This is a genomic window from Nocardioides sp. GCM10030259, from assembly GCF_042666375.1.
In the GTDB taxonomy this organism is placed as follows: Bacteria; Actinomycetota; Actinomycetes; order Propionibacteriales; family Nocardioidaceae; genus Nocardioides.
In genome coordinates this window covers 587,176-605,537 of sequence record NZ_JBHTDF010000018.1, presented here as the reverse complement: position 1 = coordinate 605,537, position 18,362 = coordinate 587,176, and the positions used below count along the sequence as shown (strand labels likewise).

16 protein-coding genes and 3 tRNA genes are annotated in these 18,362 nt (G+C 72.0%); 10 read left to right on the top strand and 9 right to left on the bottom strand.

What is annotated here, in order from left to right:
• Nucleotides 1–20: 20 nt before the first annotated feature.
• Nucleotides 21–161, bottom strand: a complete 141-nt coding sequence (locus tag ACFQQI_RS15975; RefSeq protein ID WP_378565345.1) for a hypothetical protein — start codon at nucleotides 159–161, stop codon at nucleotides 21–23.
• Between the two features lie 186 nt (nucleotides 162–347).
• Between ACFQQI_RS15975 and ACFQQI_RS15970 the strand changes: the two genes are divergently transcribed.
• The 3 genes from ACFQQI_RS15970 (at nucleotide 348) to chrA (ending at nucleotide 3,666) form a co-directional block, all read left to right on the top strand.
• Complete coding sequence (locus tag ACFQQI_RS15970; RefSeq protein ID WP_378565342.1) at nucleotides 348–602, top strand: heavy-metal-associated domain-containing protein; 255 nt, start codon at nucleotides 348–350, stop codon at nucleotides 600–602.
• Between the two features lie 61 nt (nucleotides 603–663).
• On the top strand, nucleotides 664–2,112 hold the full coding sequence (locus ACFQQI_RS15965; protein WP_378565339.1) for an MFS transporter: 1,449 nt from the start codon (nucleotides 664–666) through the stop codon (nucleotides 2,110–2,112).
• A gap of 174 nt (nucleotides 2,113–2,286) precedes the next feature.
• A complete protein-coding gene (chrA, locus tag ACFQQI_RS15960; RefSeq protein WP_378565336.1) occupies nucleotides 2,287–3,666 on the top strand; it encodes a chromate efflux transporter in 1,380 nt (459 codons plus the stop codon).
• Nucleotides 3,667–3,694: 28 nt separating this feature from the next.
• On the opposite strand, the gene ACFQQI_RS15955 is transcribed toward chrA, so the two are convergent.
• Nucleotides 3,695–6,919: a BTAD domain-containing putative transcriptional regulator gene (locus tag ACFQQI_RS15955; RefSeq protein WP_378565332.1), complete on the bottom strand. Its 3,225-nt coding sequence runs from the start codon at nucleotides 6,917–6,919 to the stop codon at nucleotides 3,695–3,697.
• 85 nt (nucleotides 6,920–7,004) lie between these two features.
• Nucleotides 7,005–9,191 (bottom strand): copper-transporting P-type ATPase, encoded by a 2,187-nt coding sequence (locus tag ACFQQI_RS15950; RefSeq protein WP_378565329.1) that lies wholly within the window; start codon nucleotides 9,189–9,191, stop codon nucleotides 7,005–7,007.
• Between the two features lie 184 nt (nucleotides 9,192–9,375).
• Between ACFQQI_RS15950 and ACFQQI_RS15945 the strand changes: the two genes are divergently transcribed.
• Nucleotides 9,376–9,666, top strand: a complete 291-nt coding sequence (locus ACFQQI_RS15945; RefSeq protein ID WP_378565326.1) for an SHOCT domain-containing protein — start codon at nucleotides 9,376–9,378, stop codon at nucleotides 9,664–9,666.
• A 64-nt stretch (nucleotides 9,667–9,730) separates the two neighbouring features.
• Here ACFQQI_RS15945 and ACFQQI_RS15940 read toward each other — a convergent pair.
• Nucleotides 9,731–9,803: transfer RNA gene (locus ACFQQI_RS15940), tRNA-Arg, on the bottom strand.
• A gap of 449 nt (nucleotides 9,804–10,252) precedes the next feature.
• Between ACFQQI_RS15940 and ACFQQI_RS15935 the strand changes: the two genes are divergently transcribed.
• Together ACFQQI_RS15935 and ACFQQI_RS15930 are read left to right on the top strand one after the other, a co-directional pair.
• Nucleotides 10,253–12,067, top strand: coding sequence for a phosphoenolpyruvate carboxykinase (GTP) (locus ACFQQI_RS15935; protein WP_378565323.1), 1,815 nt, complete (start codon nucleotides 10,253–10,255; stop codon nucleotides 12,065–12,067).
• Between the two features lie 120 nt (nucleotides 12,068–12,187).
• Entirely contained in the window at nucleotides 12,188–13,192 is a 1,005-nt protein-coding gene (locus ACFQQI_RS15930; protein ID WP_378565320.1) for a LuxR family transcriptional regulator, read from the top strand.
• Nucleotides 13,193–13,662: 470 nt separating this feature from the next.
• Here ACFQQI_RS15930 and ACFQQI_RS15925 read toward each other — a convergent pair.
• Both ACFQQI_RS15925 and ACFQQI_RS15920 read right to left on the bottom strand, forming a co-directional pair.
• Nucleotides 13,663–13,755 (bottom strand) — tRNA-Ser (locus ACFQQI_RS15925).
• A gap of 75 nt (nucleotides 13,756–13,830) precedes the next feature.
• On the bottom strand, nucleotides 13,831–14,328 hold the full coding sequence (locus ACFQQI_RS15920; RefSeq protein ID WP_378565317.1) for a hypothetical protein: 498 nt from the start codon (nucleotides 14,326–14,328) through the stop codon (nucleotides 13,831–13,833).
• A gap of 108 nt (nucleotides 14,329–14,436) precedes the next feature.
• Between ACFQQI_RS15920 and ACFQQI_RS15915 the strand changes: the two genes are divergently transcribed.
• Nucleotides 14,437–14,820: a hypothetical protein gene (locus tag ACFQQI_RS15915; protein ID WP_378565314.1), complete on the top strand. Its 384-nt coding sequence runs from the start codon at nucleotides 14,437–14,439 to the stop codon at nucleotides 14,818–14,820.
• Between the two features lie 54 nt (nucleotides 14,821–14,874).
• Nucleotides 14,875–14,959 (top strand) — tRNA-Ser (locus ACFQQI_RS15910).
• Nucleotides 14,960–15,109: 150 nt separating this feature from the next.
• Here the strand turns inward: ACFQQI_RS15910 and ACFQQI_RS15905 are convergent.
• The 3 genes from ACFQQI_RS15905 to ACFQQI_RS15895 are packed head-to-tail and all read right to left on the bottom strand — an operon-like array spanning nucleotide 15,110 to nucleotide 17,411.
• Nucleotides 15,110–15,343, bottom strand: a complete 234-nt coding sequence (locus tag ACFQQI_RS15905; protein ID WP_378565311.1) for a biotin/lipoyl-binding carrier protein — start codon at nucleotides 15,341–15,343, stop codon at nucleotides 15,110–15,112.
• A gap of 47 nt (nucleotides 15,344–15,390) precedes the next feature.
• The gene (locus ACFQQI_RS15900; RefSeq protein WP_378565308.1) at nucleotides 15,391–16,635 is read right to left on the bottom strand and encodes a hypothetical protein; all 1,245 of its coding nucleotides are present in this window, start codon (nucleotides 16,633–16,635) and stop codon (nucleotides 15,391–15,393) included.
• Between the two features lie 11 nt (nucleotides 16,636–16,646).
• Nucleotides 16,647–17,411, bottom strand: coding sequence for a carbon-nitrogen hydrolase family protein (locus ACFQQI_RS15895; protein ID WP_378565305.1), 765 nt, complete (start codon nucleotides 17,409–17,411; stop codon nucleotides 16,647–16,649).
• 18 nt (nucleotides 17,412–17,429) lie between these two features.
• On the opposite strand from ACFQQI_RS15895, the gene ACFQQI_RS15890 reads away from it, so the two are divergent.
• Both ACFQQI_RS15890 and ACFQQI_RS15885 read left to right on the top strand, forming a co-directional pair.
• Entirely contained in the window at nucleotides 17,430–17,990 is a 561-nt protein-coding gene (locus ACFQQI_RS15890) for an NTP transferase domain-containing protein (RefSeq protein ID WP_378565302.1), read from the top strand.
• Between the two features lie 40 nt (nucleotides 17,991–18,030).
• Nucleotides 18,031–18,357, top strand: coding sequence for a DUF6457 domain-containing protein (locus ACFQQI_RS15885; protein WP_378565299.1), 327 nt, complete (start codon nucleotides 18,031–18,033; stop codon nucleotides 18,355–18,357).
• The last annotated feature ends 5 nt before the right edge of the window (nucleotides 18,358–18,362 follow it).

The following is an 18,362-nucleotide window of genomic DNA, read 5'->3' as shown; positions in this document are numbered from 1 at the left end:
GGGCCCACGGCCGGCGCTCGTCAGCGCCGGCCCTCGGCTCGGTCATCGGCGATGCGCCGGTCGGCCCAGAAGTCGCCGGCGTAGTAGCCGTTGTGCGGGTGGGGTCGCCGGCCCGAGTACGTGCCGGACTCTTCTTCGATGACGATCTGCGAGGCGGACATGAGGATCACTTCCCTGGTGCGTCGCCGGGGGTGAGGCACCGGCGGTCGGTCTGATGGATCGACCCTCGACGCACGGGCTGGCCCGACCCTGTCCCGCCGCTGTCCGCCTCGCGCGAGCGGACAGCCGCTGGACAGCGCCCCGCCACATCGTGGTCGTGCATCCATCCGAGTGAGAGCGAGCACGAGATGAGCGAGCTGACCCTCCACGTCTCCGGCATGAGCTGCCGACGCTGCGTCCGGGAGGTCACGGCACGGCTGCGCGACGTCACCGGCGTGGAGACGGTGGCCGCCGACGCCGGACGGTCGAGCGTCCGGTTGAGCGGTTCCATGACGTTGCCCGACGTCGTCCGCGCGCTGGTCGGGACCACCTACCGGATCGAGGTCGCGCCTGACGTCGCGCACAACAGGGACGGGACAGAGACCGGACAGCGCCGCCCGTGACGCTCCTGATCACTCGCAGCACAGCCGCCTGGCTGGCTCCGTCACGACAGAAGGGCTCACCATGTCTTCCACCCCAGAGCGCGCAGGGGGCCGGGACAGCCGACGTTGGCTGGCTCTCGGACTCATCGCCGCGGCTCAGTTCATGGTCATCATGGACACGTCGATCATCGGCGTCGCGTTGCCGGAGATGCAGGACGACCTCGGCTTCACCCCCCAGGACCTGAGCTGGGTCTTCAACGCGTACGTCGTCGCCTTCGGCGGCCTGCTGCTGCTCGGCGGCCGGCTCTCCGACCTCTTCGGCGCCCGGCGGATCTTCGCCACCGGTTGGGGCATCCTGGCCGCCGGATCGCTCACCGCCGGTCTGGCGAACAACGTGACCGTCGAGCTGGTCGGCCGCGCGGTCCAGGGTGCCGGCTCCGCGCTGATCGCACCCGCCGCCCTCACCCTGCTGTTCACGATCTTCGGCGGCACGCCGAAGGACCTCACGAAGGCGCTGTCCTTGTACGGCGCCGCGGCACCGGCGGGCGGCACCGCCGGTGTCTTCCTCGGTGGGCTCCTCACCGAGTACGCCTCGTGGCCCTGGGTCTTCTTCATCAACCTGCCGCTGGCCGCCGTCGTACTCGTCCTGACCACGTCGGTGATGCCGGCCGGGATGACCCGCCGTGGCTCGCTCGACCTGACCGGCGCGGTCACCGTCACCGCGGGGCTGGCCGCGATCGTGTTCGCCGTCGTCCGCGCTCCGCAGGAGGGCTGGACGTCGACCGGCACCCTGGTCGCCGGCCTCGGCGGCCTTGCCCTCCTGGGGCTGTTCGTGGTGCTGCAGGCGCGGCGCGAGCAGCCGCTGATGCGGCTGGGCATCTTCAAGGCACCCAACCTGGCCGCCGCGAACGGCGCCCAGTTCCTGCTCGGCGCCGCCTGGATCCCGATGTTCTTCTTCGTCAACCTGTACCTGCAGCAGGTGCTCGGCCTCGGGGCGTTCGCCAGCGGCGCCGCTCTCCTGCCGCTCACGGTGACGATCATGGTCGGGATGATCGCGGTCGCGCCGCGGCTCATCGCCCGATTCGGCCCCAAGGCCATGACCGTCGCCGGACTGGCCACGCTCGCCGCCGGTCTGCTCTGGCTGCAGGCCATCCGTCCCGACGGCAGCTTCTGGGTCGACGTCCTGCCGGCCACCCTCGTGACCGCGGCCGGCATGGCGATGGCGTTCATCCCCTCGCTCGGGCTGGCGCTGTCCTCGGCCGCACCGGAGGAGGCAGGTCTGGCTTCCGGGATCGTCAACACCAACTACCAGATCGGCTCCGCCCTCGGCCTGGCCGCCATGACCGCCCTGGCCGCCGCATCCGGCGCCGACCAGATCGGTGACGCGGTGGCCCTGACCGACGGCTTCTCCGCCGCCATGCTCGGCGCCGCCGGCATCGCCGCCTTCGGCGCGGTCCTCGCGGCCGCGTGGCTCCGCACCCCGCAGGCCGCGCCGTCGCCCCAGGCGGCCGATGAGTCCGTCGCCGCCTGACCCATCCCAACACTCACGCTCCGGCGGGGAGGCCTCGCGGCCCGAGCCCCGCCGGAGCGTGACTCCACGCCCTGAGCACTCGGCCTCCTCGACCTGCTGTCACCGTGGCTACGCTCACCACATGTCCGCGAGAGCGCCGACCCGCGCGGCACTGCGGACGGACAGGGAGCAGTGATGAGGTCGAGGTCCTCGGGGACCACCCAGCGGCGCGACGTGATCCCCCTCGGGGAGGCCACCCGCGCCTGGTTCGCGATCTCCATGCAGACCTTCGGCGGCCCGGCCGGCCAGATCGCGGTGATGCAGCACAAGCTGGTCGACGAGAAGCGCTGGATCGGGCAACGCCGGTTCCTGCACGCGCTGAACTACTGCATGCTGCTGCCCGGTCCCGAGGCGCAGCAGCTGGCCATCTACACCGGCTGGCTGCTCAACGGCAGCCTCGGTGGCCTGATCGCCGGCGTTCTCTTCGTGCTCCCCGGCATGCTCGCGCTGCTCGGACTCACCATCCTGTACCTGGCCGCCGGCGACACGACGTTCGTCATCGGTCTGTTCGCGGGGCTCGGCCCGGCGGTCATCGCGATCGTCATCCAGGCTGTCTACCGGGTTGGCAGCAGGGCGCTCGGCCATCGGCTGCTGGTCGCCCTCGCCGTGGTCGCCTTCCTGGCCCTGGCGGTGTTCGGGGTCCCGTTCCCCGTCGTCATCCTGGGCGCCGGTGCCGCCGGATGGGTCGCTTCCCGGTGGGTGCCCGCCCTGCGAACCCTCAAGGCCCACGGCGGCGACGACGGCCCCGAGCCGCTGATCAGCGACGACGCCCTCCACATCAGTCGACCCTCGCTGCGCCGCACGCTCAGCGTCCTCGCGCTCGGTCTGGTCGTCTGGTTCACCCCGGTCGTCCTCGCCGCCGTCCTGCTGGGCCGGGACAGCGTGTACGTCGACCAGGGCCTGTTCTTCTCCTGGGCTGCCGTGATCACCTTCGGCGGCGCCTACGCGGTGCTCGCCTACGTCGCCCAGCAGGCCGTCGAGGTCTACCACTGGCTCGCCCCCGGCGAGATGGTGCACGGTCTCGCGCTCGCCGAGACCACCCCGGGTCCGCTGATCATGGTCACCCAGTGGACCGCCGGCGTCGGCGCCTACCGAGACCCAGGCGCCCTTGACCCGTGGGGCGGCATGCTCGTGGGCTCGCTGCTGACCACCTGGGTCACCTTCGTGCCCTGCTTCCTGTTCATCTTCCTCGGCGCCCCCTACGTCGAGCGGCTGCGCCACAACACCCACCTCACGGCGGTGCTGACCGGCATCACTGCCGCCGTCGTCGGCGTCATCGCCAGCCTCGCCGTCTACTTCAGCCTGCACACCCTCTTCGACGACACCACCGCCGTCGACACCGGCCCGGTCCACATCGAGATCCCCGTCTGGACCTCGTGGGACCCCCTCGCGTTCACGCTCACCGGGGTCGCGCTCGTCCTGATGTTCTGGCGCAGGTGGACTCCACTCCGCACCCTGGGCGCCTGCGCCGTCCTCGGCCTGGCCGCGACCCTGGTCGACACCCTGCTCGCCTGAGCCGGAGCCTCTGGCCGGACCGGCGAGGTCAGCTCGTCGGCGCCCCGGACACGCCCCAGGCCTCCTGGTACGGCGGCCGGGGCCTGCCGAACCGTGCTCGGACGTCGGCGGCCTCCCGCTCGAGCTCCCGGGATCGGCCCTGGTCGTCGTCCGCCCAGGTGCGCGCGAGCCCCTCCAGCGACGATGCCGTCAGCCCGGGCTCACCGGCCTGCCGGCCCAGGTCGTGGGCCCTCTCGTGGAGCTCACGCGCGGTGTGCGCGTCGCCGCGGAGCTCGACGCACCGGGCCTGGGTGACCACGGCCCACCCCTCCCAGACCGGCGTACCCAGGGTCGCGAACCCGTCGCGAGCGCGCGCGAGGCGCCGTTCGGCTCCGTCCAGGTCCCCGACCTGCAGTGCCAGCAGCCCGTGGCCGTAGTCGGCGAGGACGGTGCCGGAGCCGTCCCCGACGTGCCGGGACGCGGCGTCGGCGCGGTCGAAGAGGTCGCGGGCGAGGTCGGGTCGGCCGAGGTTCAGGTGGATGAGAGCGAGGTCGGCGAGGGCCCACTGGACGGTGTTGAACAGGCCGGCGCTCGCTGCGACGTCGATCGCTTCCTCGAGGTCGTGCGCACCCTCTTCGTCGCGGCCGAACTGCCGCAGCCCCCAGCCGAGGTGGTACAGGATCGCCGACAGCCCCCAATAGTCGTCGAGCTGCCGGAACCGTGCCGCGGCGGCGCGACCGACCCTGACGGCCTCGTCGAGGTGCCCGGTCTTGAGCGCGGTCTCCATGCGGACGAACCCGATGACGCCCAGCCCCCAGTCGTCGCCGTCGTCGCGGAACTGCGCCTCGGCCTCGGCGAGGAGCTCCCGGGACCGCTCGGAATGGGCGCCGGTGACTCCCTCGACGGCGAGCAGCACCTTCGAGAGCGAGGCCCGCGACCTGTCGTCTCCTGCCGTGAAGATGTCGAGGCTCTCCTGAGCGGTCTCCGCACACAGCGGACTGGGGTGGACCAGGCAGGCGCGGGGACGTTCGACGAGGGAGACGGCCTGGAGCGCGAGCGCGCGGGCCTCTTGGCTGCCACCGAGTGCCAGGGCCCGCTGCAGGACGTCGCGACCCTCCAGGTGGCGGCCCAGGTGCCAGAACAGGCCCAGCGCCCCGGCCATCTCCAGGGCGTCGTCGACGTCGCCGTCCGGGCCACTGAGCCACATGAGTGCCGCGCGGAGGTTCGGCTGCTCGCGGTGCAGCCGGGCAAGGGCATCTCGTTGCCCATGTCCACGGAGGTCGAGCTCGCCGGTGAGCGCCTGGTCGTGGAAGTAGCGAGCGTGCCTGGTGGTCACCGCAGCCCGTTCGCCGGTCTCGAGGAGCCGTTCGGCGGCGTACTGGCGCAGCGTCTCGAGCATCCGGTACCGGGTGGGCGAACCCGGTTCGACGACGACCATGGAGCGTTCCACGAGGCGCGCGATCGTCTCGAGGACGAGCCCGTCGGGTGCGCCCTCGTCGGCCACGACGGCCTCCGCGGCCGCCATCGTCCACCCGCCGTGGAAGACCGAGAGCCGGTTGAAGACCCGCTGTTCGTCGTTGCCGAGCAGGGCGTAGCTCCAGTCGACCGTGGCCCGGAGCGTCTGCTGCCGTGCCTCGGCGGTCCGGGACCCGGAGGTCAGCAGCGCGAACCGTTGGTCGAGCCGGTCGGAGATCTCGGCAGGCGCCATGGCGCCCGCGCGGGCGGCCGCGAGCTCGACGGCGAGGGGAATGCCGTCCAGGGCTCGGGTGATGCGGCCGATGGCAAGCAGGGCGGCCTCGTCGAACAGGGTGCCGGGTCGTACGGCGCGGGCGCGTTCGGCGAAGAGCTGCGCCGCGGGGTAGCCGAGCACCTGGGCCGCGTGGGCGTCGTCGGGTGGGACGTCCAGCGGCCCGACGTTGACCTGGACCTCGTCGGGCACCGCGAGCGCCTCGCGGCTGGTGGTCAGCACGGTGACCCCGGCGCACCGGCCGAGGATGTCCTCGGCGAGGCTGGCGGCGGCGTCGATGACGTGCTCACAGTTGTCGAGCACCAACAACAGCCTGCGACTGGCCAGGTAGCTGTAGATGCGCTCGCGGATGTCACGCTCGGCGCCGGCGCCGTCCATCGGCATGCCGAGCGCGTCGGCGACGGCGACGGGCACCTGCTCGGCGGTCGTGACGGCGGCCAGCCGAGCGCCGAAGACCCCGCCGGGGAACGCCGCGCGCGACTGGACCGCGAGGGTCAGGGCGAGCGACGTCTTCCCGGCGCCGCCCGGGCCGACCAGGGACAGGAGTCGGACGCCGTGCACGAGCTCGCCGAGCGACTGCAGCATCTCCTCGCGGCCGATGAGGGGCCGCACGACGGTGGGCAGGTTGGTCGGCCCTTCGGCCCCGGAGGCCACCCGGGCGCCGGCATCGGCGTCGGGTGCGCCGGTCGGGCGGCCGGGCTCGCGCCTCGGGGCCGGGGTACGGATCGGCACGGCCAGCTCCGGTTGGGCGCCCAGGGCCTCGTCCTGCCGAAGCACCCTCTCGTGCAGCGAGCGCAGCGTGACCGACGGCTCGAGGCCGAGCTCCTCGTCGAGCACGATGCGGGTGCGGCCATAGACCTCCAGCGCGTCGGCCTGCCGGCCGCTGCGGTAGAGGGCGACCATCAACAGGCCCGCGAGCGACTCGATGGTCGGGTCGTCGGCCACGATCGGCTCGAGGTCGTGGACGACCTCGTGGTGCCGTCCCAGCGCAAGCGCGGTCTGGGCGCGTTCGGTGCGAGCGGTCAGACGCAGCTCGTTCAGGCGGGCGGCCTCGGCGGTGGCCCATTGCTCGGTGACGAAGTCGGCGAGTGGCTCGCCGCGCCACAGGGCCAGGGCGCTGTCGTAGGCGTCGAGGCGGCCCTCGAGCGCGGCAGGGTCGCCGTCGGTGTCGACGGCCGCGGCGCGTGCGGCCCTGATCCGGTTGGCGAAGTCAACGGCGTCCACAGCGGTCGCATCGATCGCGGCGCGGTAGCCGACGCCCTCGCGGGCGACGAGGTCGGGCGCACCGTGCGCCGTGAGGCTGCGGCGCAGCTTGGAGACCCGGATCTGCAGCGCGTTCATCGGGTCGACCGGCAACGTCGACTCCGCCCAGAGCCGGTCGATGAGCAGCGACGCGGGCAGCGTGCGGCCGGGTGAGAGCGCGAGCTGGGCGAGCAGGGCGCGCTCGGCGGCCCCCGGAAGCGGTAGCACCACGTCGCCGCGGGTGATCTCCATCGGCCCGAGCAGACGGAAGCGCAGGTCACTCACCAGTTCCTCCGAGGCACTTGGCCACAGCTCTCTCGCTCATCGTGCCGGAACGGTAGTGGGCCAGCAACGGAGGGCGCCGCCCGCGTCAATCATCCAGTCGGACGGTGCGGAGGCGCAGCGCGTTCGCGATGACGCTGACCGAGGAGAGCGCCATGGCCGCGGCGGCGATGACCGGCGACAGCAGCCACCCGAACGCCGGGTACAGCACGCCGGCGGCGATGGGGACGCCCGCGGAGTTGTACGCGAAGGCCGCCCAGAGGTTCCCGCGGATGTTGTTCATCGTCGCGTGCGAGAGCCGACGGGCGTGTGCGATGCCGTTCAGGTCTCCACGCAGCAGCGTCACGCCCGCGGACTCGATGGCCACGTCGGTGCCCGAGCTCATCGCCAGCCCCACGTCGGCGGCCGCGAGCGCCGGCGCGTCGTTCACGCCGTCGCCGGCGAACGCGACCACTCGGCCTTCGGCGCGGAACCGGTTCACCACGTCGGCCTTGTGGTCGGGCAGCACCTCGGCCTCGACCCGGCCGATGTCGAGGTCGCGCGCAACGGCTTCGGCGGTGACCTGGTTGTCGCCGGTGAGCATGATGACCTCGATGCCGTCCTCGCGCAGCGCCGCCAGCGCCGCCGGCGTGGTGTCCTTGACCCGGTCGGCGATGCCGATGACACCGGCCGGCTGACCGTCGACGGCGACCAGCACCGCCGTGGCTCCGCCGCGACGCAGCCCGTCCGCCTGATCGGTCAGTGTCCCGGTGTCGACCCCCTGGGAGGTCAGGAACCCGGTGGTGCCGATCTCGATGCGGTGGCCCGCCACCGTGCCGAGGACGCCCTTGCCGGCGGGTGCGTCGAACCCGTCGACCGGTGGCAGCGGGCCGGAGTCGGGGCGCCGCTCGCCGGCCGCGTCGACGATGGCGCGCGCCAACGGGTGCTCGGAGACGGCCTCGACCGCGGCGGCCAGCCGGAGCAGCTCCTCGGCAGACTGGACGGGCCCACGTTCGGCGACGAGCTCGATCGCGGTGACCGACGGCCTTCCTTCCGTCAGGGTGCCGGTCTTGTCGACGACGACGGTGTCGACCTTCTCCATCCGCTCCAGGGCCTCGGCGTTCTTGATGAGCACGCCCGTCCGGGCACCGCGGCCGACGCCGACCATGATCGACATCGGCGTGGCCAGCCCGAGCGCGCACGGACAGGCGATGATGAGGACGCTCACGGCGACCACCAGCGCGTGCGCCAGCTTCGGGTCCGGGCCGACGAGCGCCCAGACGGCGAACGCGATGACCGCGATGCCGATGACCGCGGGCACGAACCACGCCGAGACCTGGTCGGCGAGGCGCTGGATGGGGGCGCGGGAGCGCTGGGCCTCGGCGACCATCTGCACGATGCGGGACAGCATGGTGTCGCGGCCGACGGCCTCGGCACGCATCAGCAGCGCGCCGGACTGGTTCAGGGTGCCACCGATGACGGTGTCGCCGGTGGTCTTGGTGACGGGCATCGACTCCCCGGTCACCATCGACTCGTCCACGGTCGACCGGCCCTCGTCGATCATGCCGTCGACGGGAACCTGCTCGCCGGGCCGGATGCGGAGCAGGTCACCGATCTGGACCTCCTCGAGCGTCACGGTGGTCTCGTTGCCGCTGTCGTCGAGCCGGTTTGCGGTCTTCGGGGTCAGGTCGAGCAGGGCCTTGATGGCACCGGAGGTCTGCTCACGGGCCCGGAGCTCGAGGACCTGCCCGAGCAGCACCAGGGCGGTGATCACCGCGGCCGCCTCGAAGTAGACCGGGACCGCGTCGTCCATGGTCCGGAACGACTCGGGGAACAGTCCCGGCGCGACGGTCGCGACCACGGAGAACAGCCAGGCGACGCCGGTGCCCATGGCGATCAGGGTGAACATGTTCAGCTTCATCGTCCTCACCGACGTCCAGCCGCGGGTGAAGAACGGCCAACCGGCCCACAACACGACCGGGGTCGCGAACGCCAGCTGCAGCCAGGCGTTCAAGCGGCCGGGGACGGTGTCGGCGACGACGTCGAACAGCTCGGCGCCCATGCCGAGCACGACGACCGGTACGGCGAGCGCGACCGCGACCCAGAACCGGCGGGTCATGTCGACCAGCTCGGCGGACGGGCCCTCCTCCTCGGCGACGGTGACGGGCTCGAGAGCCATGCCGCAGATGGGGCACGACCCCGGACCGATCTGACGCATCTGGGGGTGCATCGGGCACGTGTACTCCACGCCCTCCGCAGCGTCGGCCACGGCGCGATGTCCGTGCTCCTCGTTCATGCTCGCCACCATACCCCTGGGGGGTAGTCTTGCAAGGGTCGTCGGGCCTGTCGGCCGGCGCCGGCAGGCGGGCAGCACGTCCTCCATCGCCCGGGCCTTTCGTCACTACCCCAGTGGGGTACCCACGCAGACACTGGGATGCATCCCGCAGGAACGCTTCGGCTGAGTCGGAGGGGTGAGCGACATGGGTTACTGGAGCGACGGGCACATGGATGACGGATGGGGAGTCGCCATGATGATCGGCATGATGGGGTTCTGGATCGCGCTCATCGCAGGCATCGTGTTCCTGGTCGTGTGGACCACTCAGCGCACCGGAGGTGCCGCCGCGGCCCCACCTGCTCCACCGGCCGGCGGTCCGCAACGCCCCGCGGAGATCGCGGAGCAGATCCTGGCTGAGCGGCTGGCTCGCGGCGAGATCGACGCCGAGGAGTACCGGACCCGGCTGGACGCTCTCACGGCGGCGAGGCAGGCGTGACAAGCCCCCAGAACACGAAAACCCGCACCGTCCCCGGTGCGGGCTCTCCCGTTCGAACTCGCTGCGCGCCCGTAGGGATTCGAACCCCAAACCTTCTGATCCGTAGTCAGATGCTCTATCCGTTGAGCTACGGGCGCCCGTCGCCCTTGCGAGCGACTGGACGAGGATAGCGGACCCTCCCGGCCGACCCGAAATCAGCGTCGAGGGTAGATCCGGGAGGGCGCCACGACCCGGATCGCGAGCCGATGGCACCTCCCGATGAAGCCACCCTTCTTTGGCCTCGGAAAGTCCGAAGAATGCCCTCTCGCAGACGCATGCCGGAATGCTCAGACCCGCTCAAAACAAGGGATGTGACGCTCCCCACGACGCGTTGATCGATCCAATGTGTGCGGACGAGACTGCCCGGTACTGTCGCCGCAATTCCGGGGGCCGGACGGCAGGTCCGACCATCCGGAGGGCACACCAGTCGCCGGCAACGATGCCGATGACACACCCACGACTCCACGACACACCGTCGATGCGCTCGGCGGCCGGGACGGCCTCACCACGGGGCGGGACCGCGAATCGCGAGAGGGACAACCAAGGCATGACCGCCACGCAGGCCCCCACCCACCCGACGACCCACCAGGGCATCATCGACTTCGTCACCGAGGTCGCCGCCCTCACCCAGCCCGACCGGATCCACTGGTGCACCGGCTCCGACGAGGAGTGGACCGAGCTCACCGAGGCGCTGGTCGCGACCGGGACGTTCACCCGGCTGAACCCGGCGATCAAGCCCAACTCCTTCCACGCCGCGTCCGACCCGACCGACGTCGCCCGCGTCGAGGACCGGACCTTCATCTGCTCCGTCGACGAGCGCGACGCCGGCCCCACCAACAACTGGATGGCGCCGGACGAGATGAAGCAGCTCATGCGCGGGCTGTACGACGGCTGCATGCGCGGCCGCACCATGTACGTCATCCCGTTCGTGATGGGCCACCTCGACGCCGAGAAGCCGATGTTCGGCATCGAGCTCACCGACTCGGCGTACGTCACCGCCTCGATGCGCGTGATGGCCCGGATGGGCACCCACGTACTGCGCCGGATGGAGGAGCTCGACGCGGAGTTCGTCCCCGCGCTGCACTCCGTCGGCCACCCGCTCGAGCCCGGCCAGGCGGACGTCGCGTGGCCCTGCAACGACACCAAGTACATCGTGCAGTTCCCCGAGGAGCGCGCGATCTGGTCCTACGGCTCCGGGTACGGCGGCAACGCGCTGCTCGGCAAGAAGTGCTACGCCCTGCGCATCGCGTCGGTGATGGCCCGCGACGAGGGCTGGCTGGCCGAGCACATGCTGATCCTCAAGCTCACCTCGCCCGAGGGCACGGTGAAGTACGTCGCCGCGGCGTTCCCCAGCGCCTGCGGCAAGACCAACCTCGCCATGCTGCAGCCGACCATCCCCGGCTGGACGGTCGAGACGCTCGGCGACGACATCGCCTGGATGCGCGTCGGAGAGGACGGCCGCCTGTGGGCGGTCAACCCGGAGTTCGGCCTCTTCGGCGTCGCCCCGGGCACCAACGAGCACACCAACCCCAACGCGATGCGGACCATCAACAAGGGCAACTCGGTCTTCACCAACGTCGCGCTCACCGAGGACGGCGACATCTGGTGGGAGGGCCTCGAGAACCCGCCCGCCCGCGCCACCTCGTGGAAGGGCGAGCCGTGGACGCCGGAGAGCGAGGAGCTCTCCAGCCACCCGAACAGCCGCTACTGCACCCCGATCAAGCAGTGCGACATCCTCGCGCCGGAGTACGACGACCCGCGCGGTGTGCCGATCGACGCGATCCTCTTCGGCGGCCGTCGCAAGACCACCGTCCCGCTGGTCTTCGAGGCCCGCGACTGGACCCACGGCACGTTCCTCGGCGCGACCCTGTCCTCGGAGACCACCGCCGCCGCGGTCGGCGCGGTCGGCGTGGTGCGGCGCGACCCGATGGCGATGCTGCCGTTCATCGGCTACAACGCCGGCGACTACTTCGGCCACTGGATCAACATCGGCAAGGACAACGACGCCGCGCGGCTGCCGAAGATCTTCTACGTGAACTGGTTCCGTCGTGACGACGAGGGCGGCTTCCTGTGGCCGGGCTTCGGTGAGAACAGCCGCGTCCTCAAGTGGGTCGTCGAGCGCATCGACGGCCAGGCCGCCGCGGTCGAGACGCCGATCGGCCACGTGCCCACGCCGGCCTCGCTCGACACCGAGGGCCTCGACATGACCGCGGAGCAGCTCGAGGCCGCGCTCGCCGTCGACCCCGCGGAGTGGGTGGCCGAGATCCCGCAGATCCAGGAGTGGTTCGAGAAGTTCGGGGACGACCTGCCGGCCGTGCTCTGGACCGAGCTCGACGGTCTCCGTGCCCGGCTCGGGGGCTGATCGACCCGCGCACACGCCGTACGACGAAGGGCCCTGTCGACAAGACGGGGCCCTTCGTCGTTGTGGCCTTGTGGGAGTATCGGGGCACACGGGATGCGGGGGTCACGGCCAGGAGGGGATGTGGGGACGTCCGACGCGGGGGACCGCGCGCTCTTCGAGGCTGCCGGCACGGCGCTGTACGAGGAGATCCTGAACGCGGGAGGCGTGGTCGCCGGCGACCCGCGGATCGAGGCGGACGGCGACCTGCACGCCGCCTTCGAACAACTCCGCGAGCTCGGTCTGGTCCGGCTCGACTCCGACAAGCAGACCTGGGTCGCCGAGGACCCGAGCCTGGTGCACACCCGGGTCGTGGCGCCGCTGACCCAGCAGGGCGCCGAGCTTCTGCACGAGTCGGCGCAATGGACCGAAGCCTTCGGCATCCTGTCCCAGGCCTGGCGCCGCGCACCAAGCTCTTCCGTCGGCGGCCCATTCCGCTATCTCCGCGGTCCGGAGATCGGTAGCTACATCCTCTCGCTTGCCCAAGAGGCCGAGGAAGAGCTCCTGACCGCTCAGCCCCAGAGTGGGCACGAAGGCTTCGGCGAAGACGCGACGGCGACGGAGAGGCGGTTGCTCGAGCGCGGCGTTCGTGTGTTCACCCTGTACCAGCACAGCGCTCGGCGAAGTACTGCCACGCGCGCCTACGTCGCCGAGCTGGCTCCGCTCGGAGCGGAGGTGCGTACCCAGGACGAGTTCTTCAACCGGATGATCGTCGTGGATCGCCGCGTCGCGATCATCCCGTCACCGCAAGACCTCGGCACGGCCCTTGCGATCCAGGAACCGACGGTCGTCGCCTACCTCGCCGACGTCTTCATGCGCACGTGGGAACGGGCCCGCCCGTTCACCAGCCAGGAGGCGTCGGTCGTCAAGCACATCGCCGACGAGCAGCGGGCGATGACGATGCGGATGCTCATCGAGGGCCACTCCGACCCGGTCTCGGCCAAGCGGCTCGGGGTCAGTCCCCGGACGTACGCCGGCTACGTGGCCGACCTCAAGGAGGAGTTCGACTCGGAGACCCGCTTCCAGCTCGGCTACTCGCTGGGCCAGCTCGGCATGCGCGCGGACGGTAGCGAGCCCGAAGATGATTGAGGGCAGTGGCGGTGCGCCACTGCCCTCAATCAGGTGAGGCGAGCTCTTGGGGGAAGAGCCTGCGAGCCAGGCGACGTGGGGGGTGCCGGCTCCCGCCTCAGGTCCGAGTGTCCGTCAGCGACGGACCGAGTAGCCCCAGTTGATGTCAGCGTGGGCCGGAGCCGAGATCCCCAGCAGGCCAACACTCAGGGTCGCGGCCGCCACAGCGAAAGCGATCTTGCGCGCAATGTTCATTCTTAGCCCACCTCTGTGCTTGTCGGGCCCCACGGATGGCCCGGTGCATCAATGATCCGACATGCCTGCACACCGCCATGGACAAACGGTGCCTCAACTAAATGCAATGCAACTTCCTGCAACGTTGCACAACGCTGCAGCACGATGCCTGCCGGCCGGAACCCCGAGATGGGTGAGATCCGACCCTACAACGCAGCGGCCCCCTCCGCGCGGAGGCGCGGAGGGGGCCGTGTCACTGGCGGAGGCGGCGGGATTTGAACCCGCGAGAGGGGTTTGCCCTCAACCCGCTTAGCAGGCGGGCGCCATAGACCGGACTAGGCGACGCCTCCCGGCAGCCTGCACAGGCTACAAGGAGCGACCGGCGCCCGCCGAATCAGGGCCGGGTGGCGGCCTGCCGGGCTCGTTCAGGACAGCGGCGTGATGCCGCGGCCGCGCTGGAGATGGGCCTGGAGCACCCGCACGAACTGCTCCCGGTCGACGTCGAGGACGGTCACCGGGATCGTCGTGCTGCGTCCGTCGCCGAGCCGGAGCACCACGACCGGGAGCCCGTTGGGGGTGGCCGTCACCGCCTCGCGCACCTCGGTCCAGGCGGCGGAGGCGACTCCCGCGCCGCGCACCAGGCGGATCCGATAGCCGTCGGGGCCGAGCCGCACGACCGGCACCCGCCGGAGGACGAGGTTCGCGCCGACCAGGGCGCCCACGACGCCGAGCACCGCGACCACGACGAGGACGAGAACGGGCAGGCCCGCGACCGCCACCACGACCGTGACGGCGAGCAGTACCACCGCTAGCAGCACCAGCACCCCGCCGAGCAGGCGGGCGGCGACCCCGGGCGCGAACCGGAACTCCGACACCGCGGGGACGTCGGCGGGTTCGGGGTGGGCGCGATCGGAGCTGGGCATGCGTTGATTGAACAAGACACCGGATTGGTGGCCGACGGCGGGTTGTCGCGGGGGCGGCGGAGGTTCACACTCGAAGTCCCCACCGCTCCGGGCCGCCGGGAGGTTGCCATGACCGTCACCACCACGGGGTTGTCGGCCGCACTCCAGGGCCTCGGCCAGGCCCTCGACGCCCTTCGCCGGCCCGGGGTCTCCACGGGGCAGTGGCGGTGGCGGGTCCGCCAGGAGATGGCCGTCGTACGCGACATCCTCGTCGCCGAGACCGGCTCCGGCGCCGACGGATGGACCGCCGCCCGGGAGGGCAGCGTGCTGCGCGAGCGCAACGCGCTGCTCACCCGCATCGGCTCGCTCGGCTCCCACGTCCTCCAGCACCCCGACCCGGAGGTCGTGCACGCCGACGTCCACCGCCTGCTCGTCGACGTCGGCCACCACGCGCAGCGGATCAGCGACCTCGCGTACGACGAGGTCGAGCTCGAGCTCGGCGGCTCCGAGTAGGAGCGGCCACCCGCCGCCCTAGACTGCTCGGGTGCCCGGACCTGTCCGGGTCACGGAGGGGTGCCGGAGTGGCCGATCGGAACCGCCTTGAAAGCGGTCGTGGGGAGACCCACCGCGGGTTCGAATCCCGCCCCCTCTGCTTCTGCTGCCTCAGCCTGAGCGTGCGAAGGCTGAGATCCTGCAGCGAGGTCGAGGAGCCGCGCGACCGACGAAGGAGGTCGCGACCGGCGTCTCGAGGCTTCTGCTGCCTGAGCCTGAGGGTGCGAAGGCTGAGATCCTGAGCCGGTCGTCAGTCGACGACGACCTCGACGAGGACGTCGCCCTCCTGCACGACGTCGCCCGGCGCGACCTTGACGGCGCGCACGGACCCGGACGCCTCGACGAGCACCGGGATCTCCATCTTCATCGACTCGAGCAGCACGACCGTGTCCCCGGCGGCCACCCGGTCGCCGGGGCCGACCGGCACGCTCATCACGTTGGCGACCATCTCGGCCACGACCACGGTCACCTGTTCGCGGGGCATGGTGCGAACGTAGTCGTTACTCCTGCGTACCCCGGCACCGCCCCGGGTCAGAGCAGGGCACGGGTGCGCGGCGGCTCCGGACGCAGCGCGGCCGCCGCCTCGGCCCGGCGGCCCCGGCGCCCGCGGGGTGCGGTGAACGCGAGGTCGATGCGGATCACGACGTACCCGATCAGCAGCCCGACGACGGCGCCGTACGTCACCGCCAGGGCACTCTCGGTGAGCTCGACCGCGGGGTTGACCAGGGCCTGCGCGACCGGCGCCGTGGCGGCCACGCCGAACGCGCACACCCACCAGCCCTGGCGGCGACGCGCGCGCATGTGCACGCCCCAGGCCAGCGCCGGCACGCCCAGGACGGTCTCGAGCGGGCGCGGGAAGGCGCCGAGCTGGTCGCGCGACCACACGACGACGTCCAGCAGGCTGCCGACCAGGCCAGGGGTTCCGTAGCGGCGGAGCAGCTCGGCGTACGCGAGCGTGACCGCCAGGACGCCGGTGCCGATCAGCACGGTCACGACCCCCCGGCGCCCGAGGCCGTGCAGGCCGGCGCCGAGCCGGTAGACCAGGGCGAACGAGCCGAGGAAGGACAGCCCGAGCGTCACGTACTCGAACCGGGCCACCTCGACCACCGGCTCGAAGCCGACCGTGGCCATCGCGCCGATCGCGGCGAGCACGAGCGCGATCACCACCTCGCGGATCGCGCCGACGAAGCGCACCGCCGGCGCCGTCCCCATCACGGCGAGGACGGCCGCGACCACGCAGGTGAGCACGGCGGCGCCGGTGCGCAGCGAGTCGTCGTCGCTGATCACGGCGGCGAGCCCCAGCGCCAGCGCGAGGACGCCGACGACGAACGGCCGGCCGCCGCAGCGGACCGCGAGCGACCACGAGAACGCCGTGGAGACCGCGACCGCCCCGGCGCCGCACAGCCAGCCGGGCCCGAGCTCGAGCCGGCAGGCCACCAGTGCCCCGACGCCGGCGGCGACGACCACCAGCCACATCAGGAGCGGCCACCGCGAGCGGGCGAACCGGTCGCGGCGGGTCAGGCGGCGCTCCGCGAGCGCGAAGGCCACCGGCGGTGGCTCGGGCTCGGGGGTCGGCTCTGGTTCGGGAACCGGCTCGGGCTCGGGAGTCGGCTCGGGAGTCGGCTCGGGGACCGGCTCGGGCGCGGGCTCCGGCGCCGGAGCGTCGACGGGCGGCGATGCGGCCGGGACCGACAGTGCGTCGGCGGTCGGCCGCACGTCCCGGGACCGGCGCCGCGAGGGACGCTCGGCACGACGACGGGGCGTGGGCCTGGACACGGGCAGGAAGGTTACATTCGCCGGTTCGCGAGCGACGGGTTGGTCCTGCGGGCCTGTTCGACCACCGTGTGCTCCAGCACACCGGTCAGCACCTCGGCGCCCTCGCCCGCCTCGGCGAGCACGTCTCCGAGCGGGTCGACCACCATCGAGTGGCCGGTGTAGCGGGGCCCGGGCTGCCCGACGGCGACGACGTACGCGGTGTTCTCGATCGCCCGGGCTCGCACCAGCGTCCGCCAGTGGTCGACCTTGCGGGGGCCCGCGACCCACGCGGCCGGGACGACCAGCACCTCCGCCCCGGCGTCGACGAGCGCCCGACCCAGCTCCGGGAACCGCAGGTCGTAGCAGGTCATCAGGCCGACGCGGAGCCCCTCGAGGTCGAACACCACCGGCGAGGTGAGCCCTGCGGTGAGCCGCTCGGACTCGCGGTAGCCGAACGAGTCGTAGAGGTGGATCTTGCGGTACGACGTCTCGGCGGCGCCCCGCACGACCAGGGTGTTGAACGGCCGGCCGGGGTCGTCGCCGCGCTCGAACATACCGGCGACGACGGTCGCGCCGCGGCCGCCGGCCACCCGGGCGACCTCGGTCGCGAACGGGCCGTCCACGGCCTCGGCGTACCCGCTGACGTCGGACCCGGCCTCGCCGAAGTCGCGGGCGAACGCCTCGGGGAAGACCACCAGGTCGGCGCCGGCCGGTGCCAGCTCGTCGAGCAGCGCGCGGTTGCGCTCCGGCTCCAGGCCGGACGCGTGCTGGACGAGGGCGACTCGCAGGCTGGCCACCCTGCGAGACTGCCACACATGGGGGCACACCTGAGGTTCGCGGCGATCGTGCTGGCCGGCGGCCGCGCCGTGCGGATGGACGGGGCGGACAAGGCGTCGATCGAGTACGCCGGTCGCTCCCTGCTCGAGCATGCGATCGGCGCCCTGGTCGACGCCGACGAGGTCGTGGTCGTCGGTGACCCGGTGCCGACCAGCCGGCCGGTCACGTTCTGCCGCGAGGAGCCGCGGTTCGGCGGCCCGGTGGCCGCGCTGCTGACCGGGTACGACGCGCTGGCCGAGCGCCCCGCGACCGTCGGCGTGCTGGCCGTGGACATGCCCCGGGTGACCCCACTGACCTTCGGCCGGCTGCGCGAGGCCGCGGCCGGCCGGGACGGCGCGTTCCTCTGCGACGCCGACGGGCACCGGCAGCTCGCGGGCGTGCTCGACGCGATCCGATTCGACGCGGTCCGCCCCGACTCCGAGGCGCAGCACGGCATGTCGATGCGCGCGTTGCTGGCCGACCTCGACCTCGCGCTGCTGCCGCCCGCGGGCGACGAGGGGCGCGACGTGGACAGCTGGGCCGATCTGCGCGACCTGTGAGGGGTTGCGGCACCCGGGCGATACGGCAAATCTGTGGTGTGTGAACCTGCACGACTGGATCGACGAGCTCAGCGACGTCCTCGACGTGGACACGGAGGTCGACGAGGGGCTGGTGCTCGACCTGGCGCGGGTCGCCGCTCACAACGTCACGCGGCCGGCCGCGCCGATCACGGCGTACCTGCTGGGGTTCGCCGCCGCCGCTGCCGAGGGCGACCCCGAGAAGGTCGAGCGACTCGCCGCGCGCGCCCAGAAGCTCGCGGAGAGCTGGGACCGGCCCGCCGACGCACCCGACCCCGACGACGTGGACGACGAGATCCCGGACGACTCCGGCGTCGACCACACCGGCGAGGTCTACGACGAGGTCTGACCCAC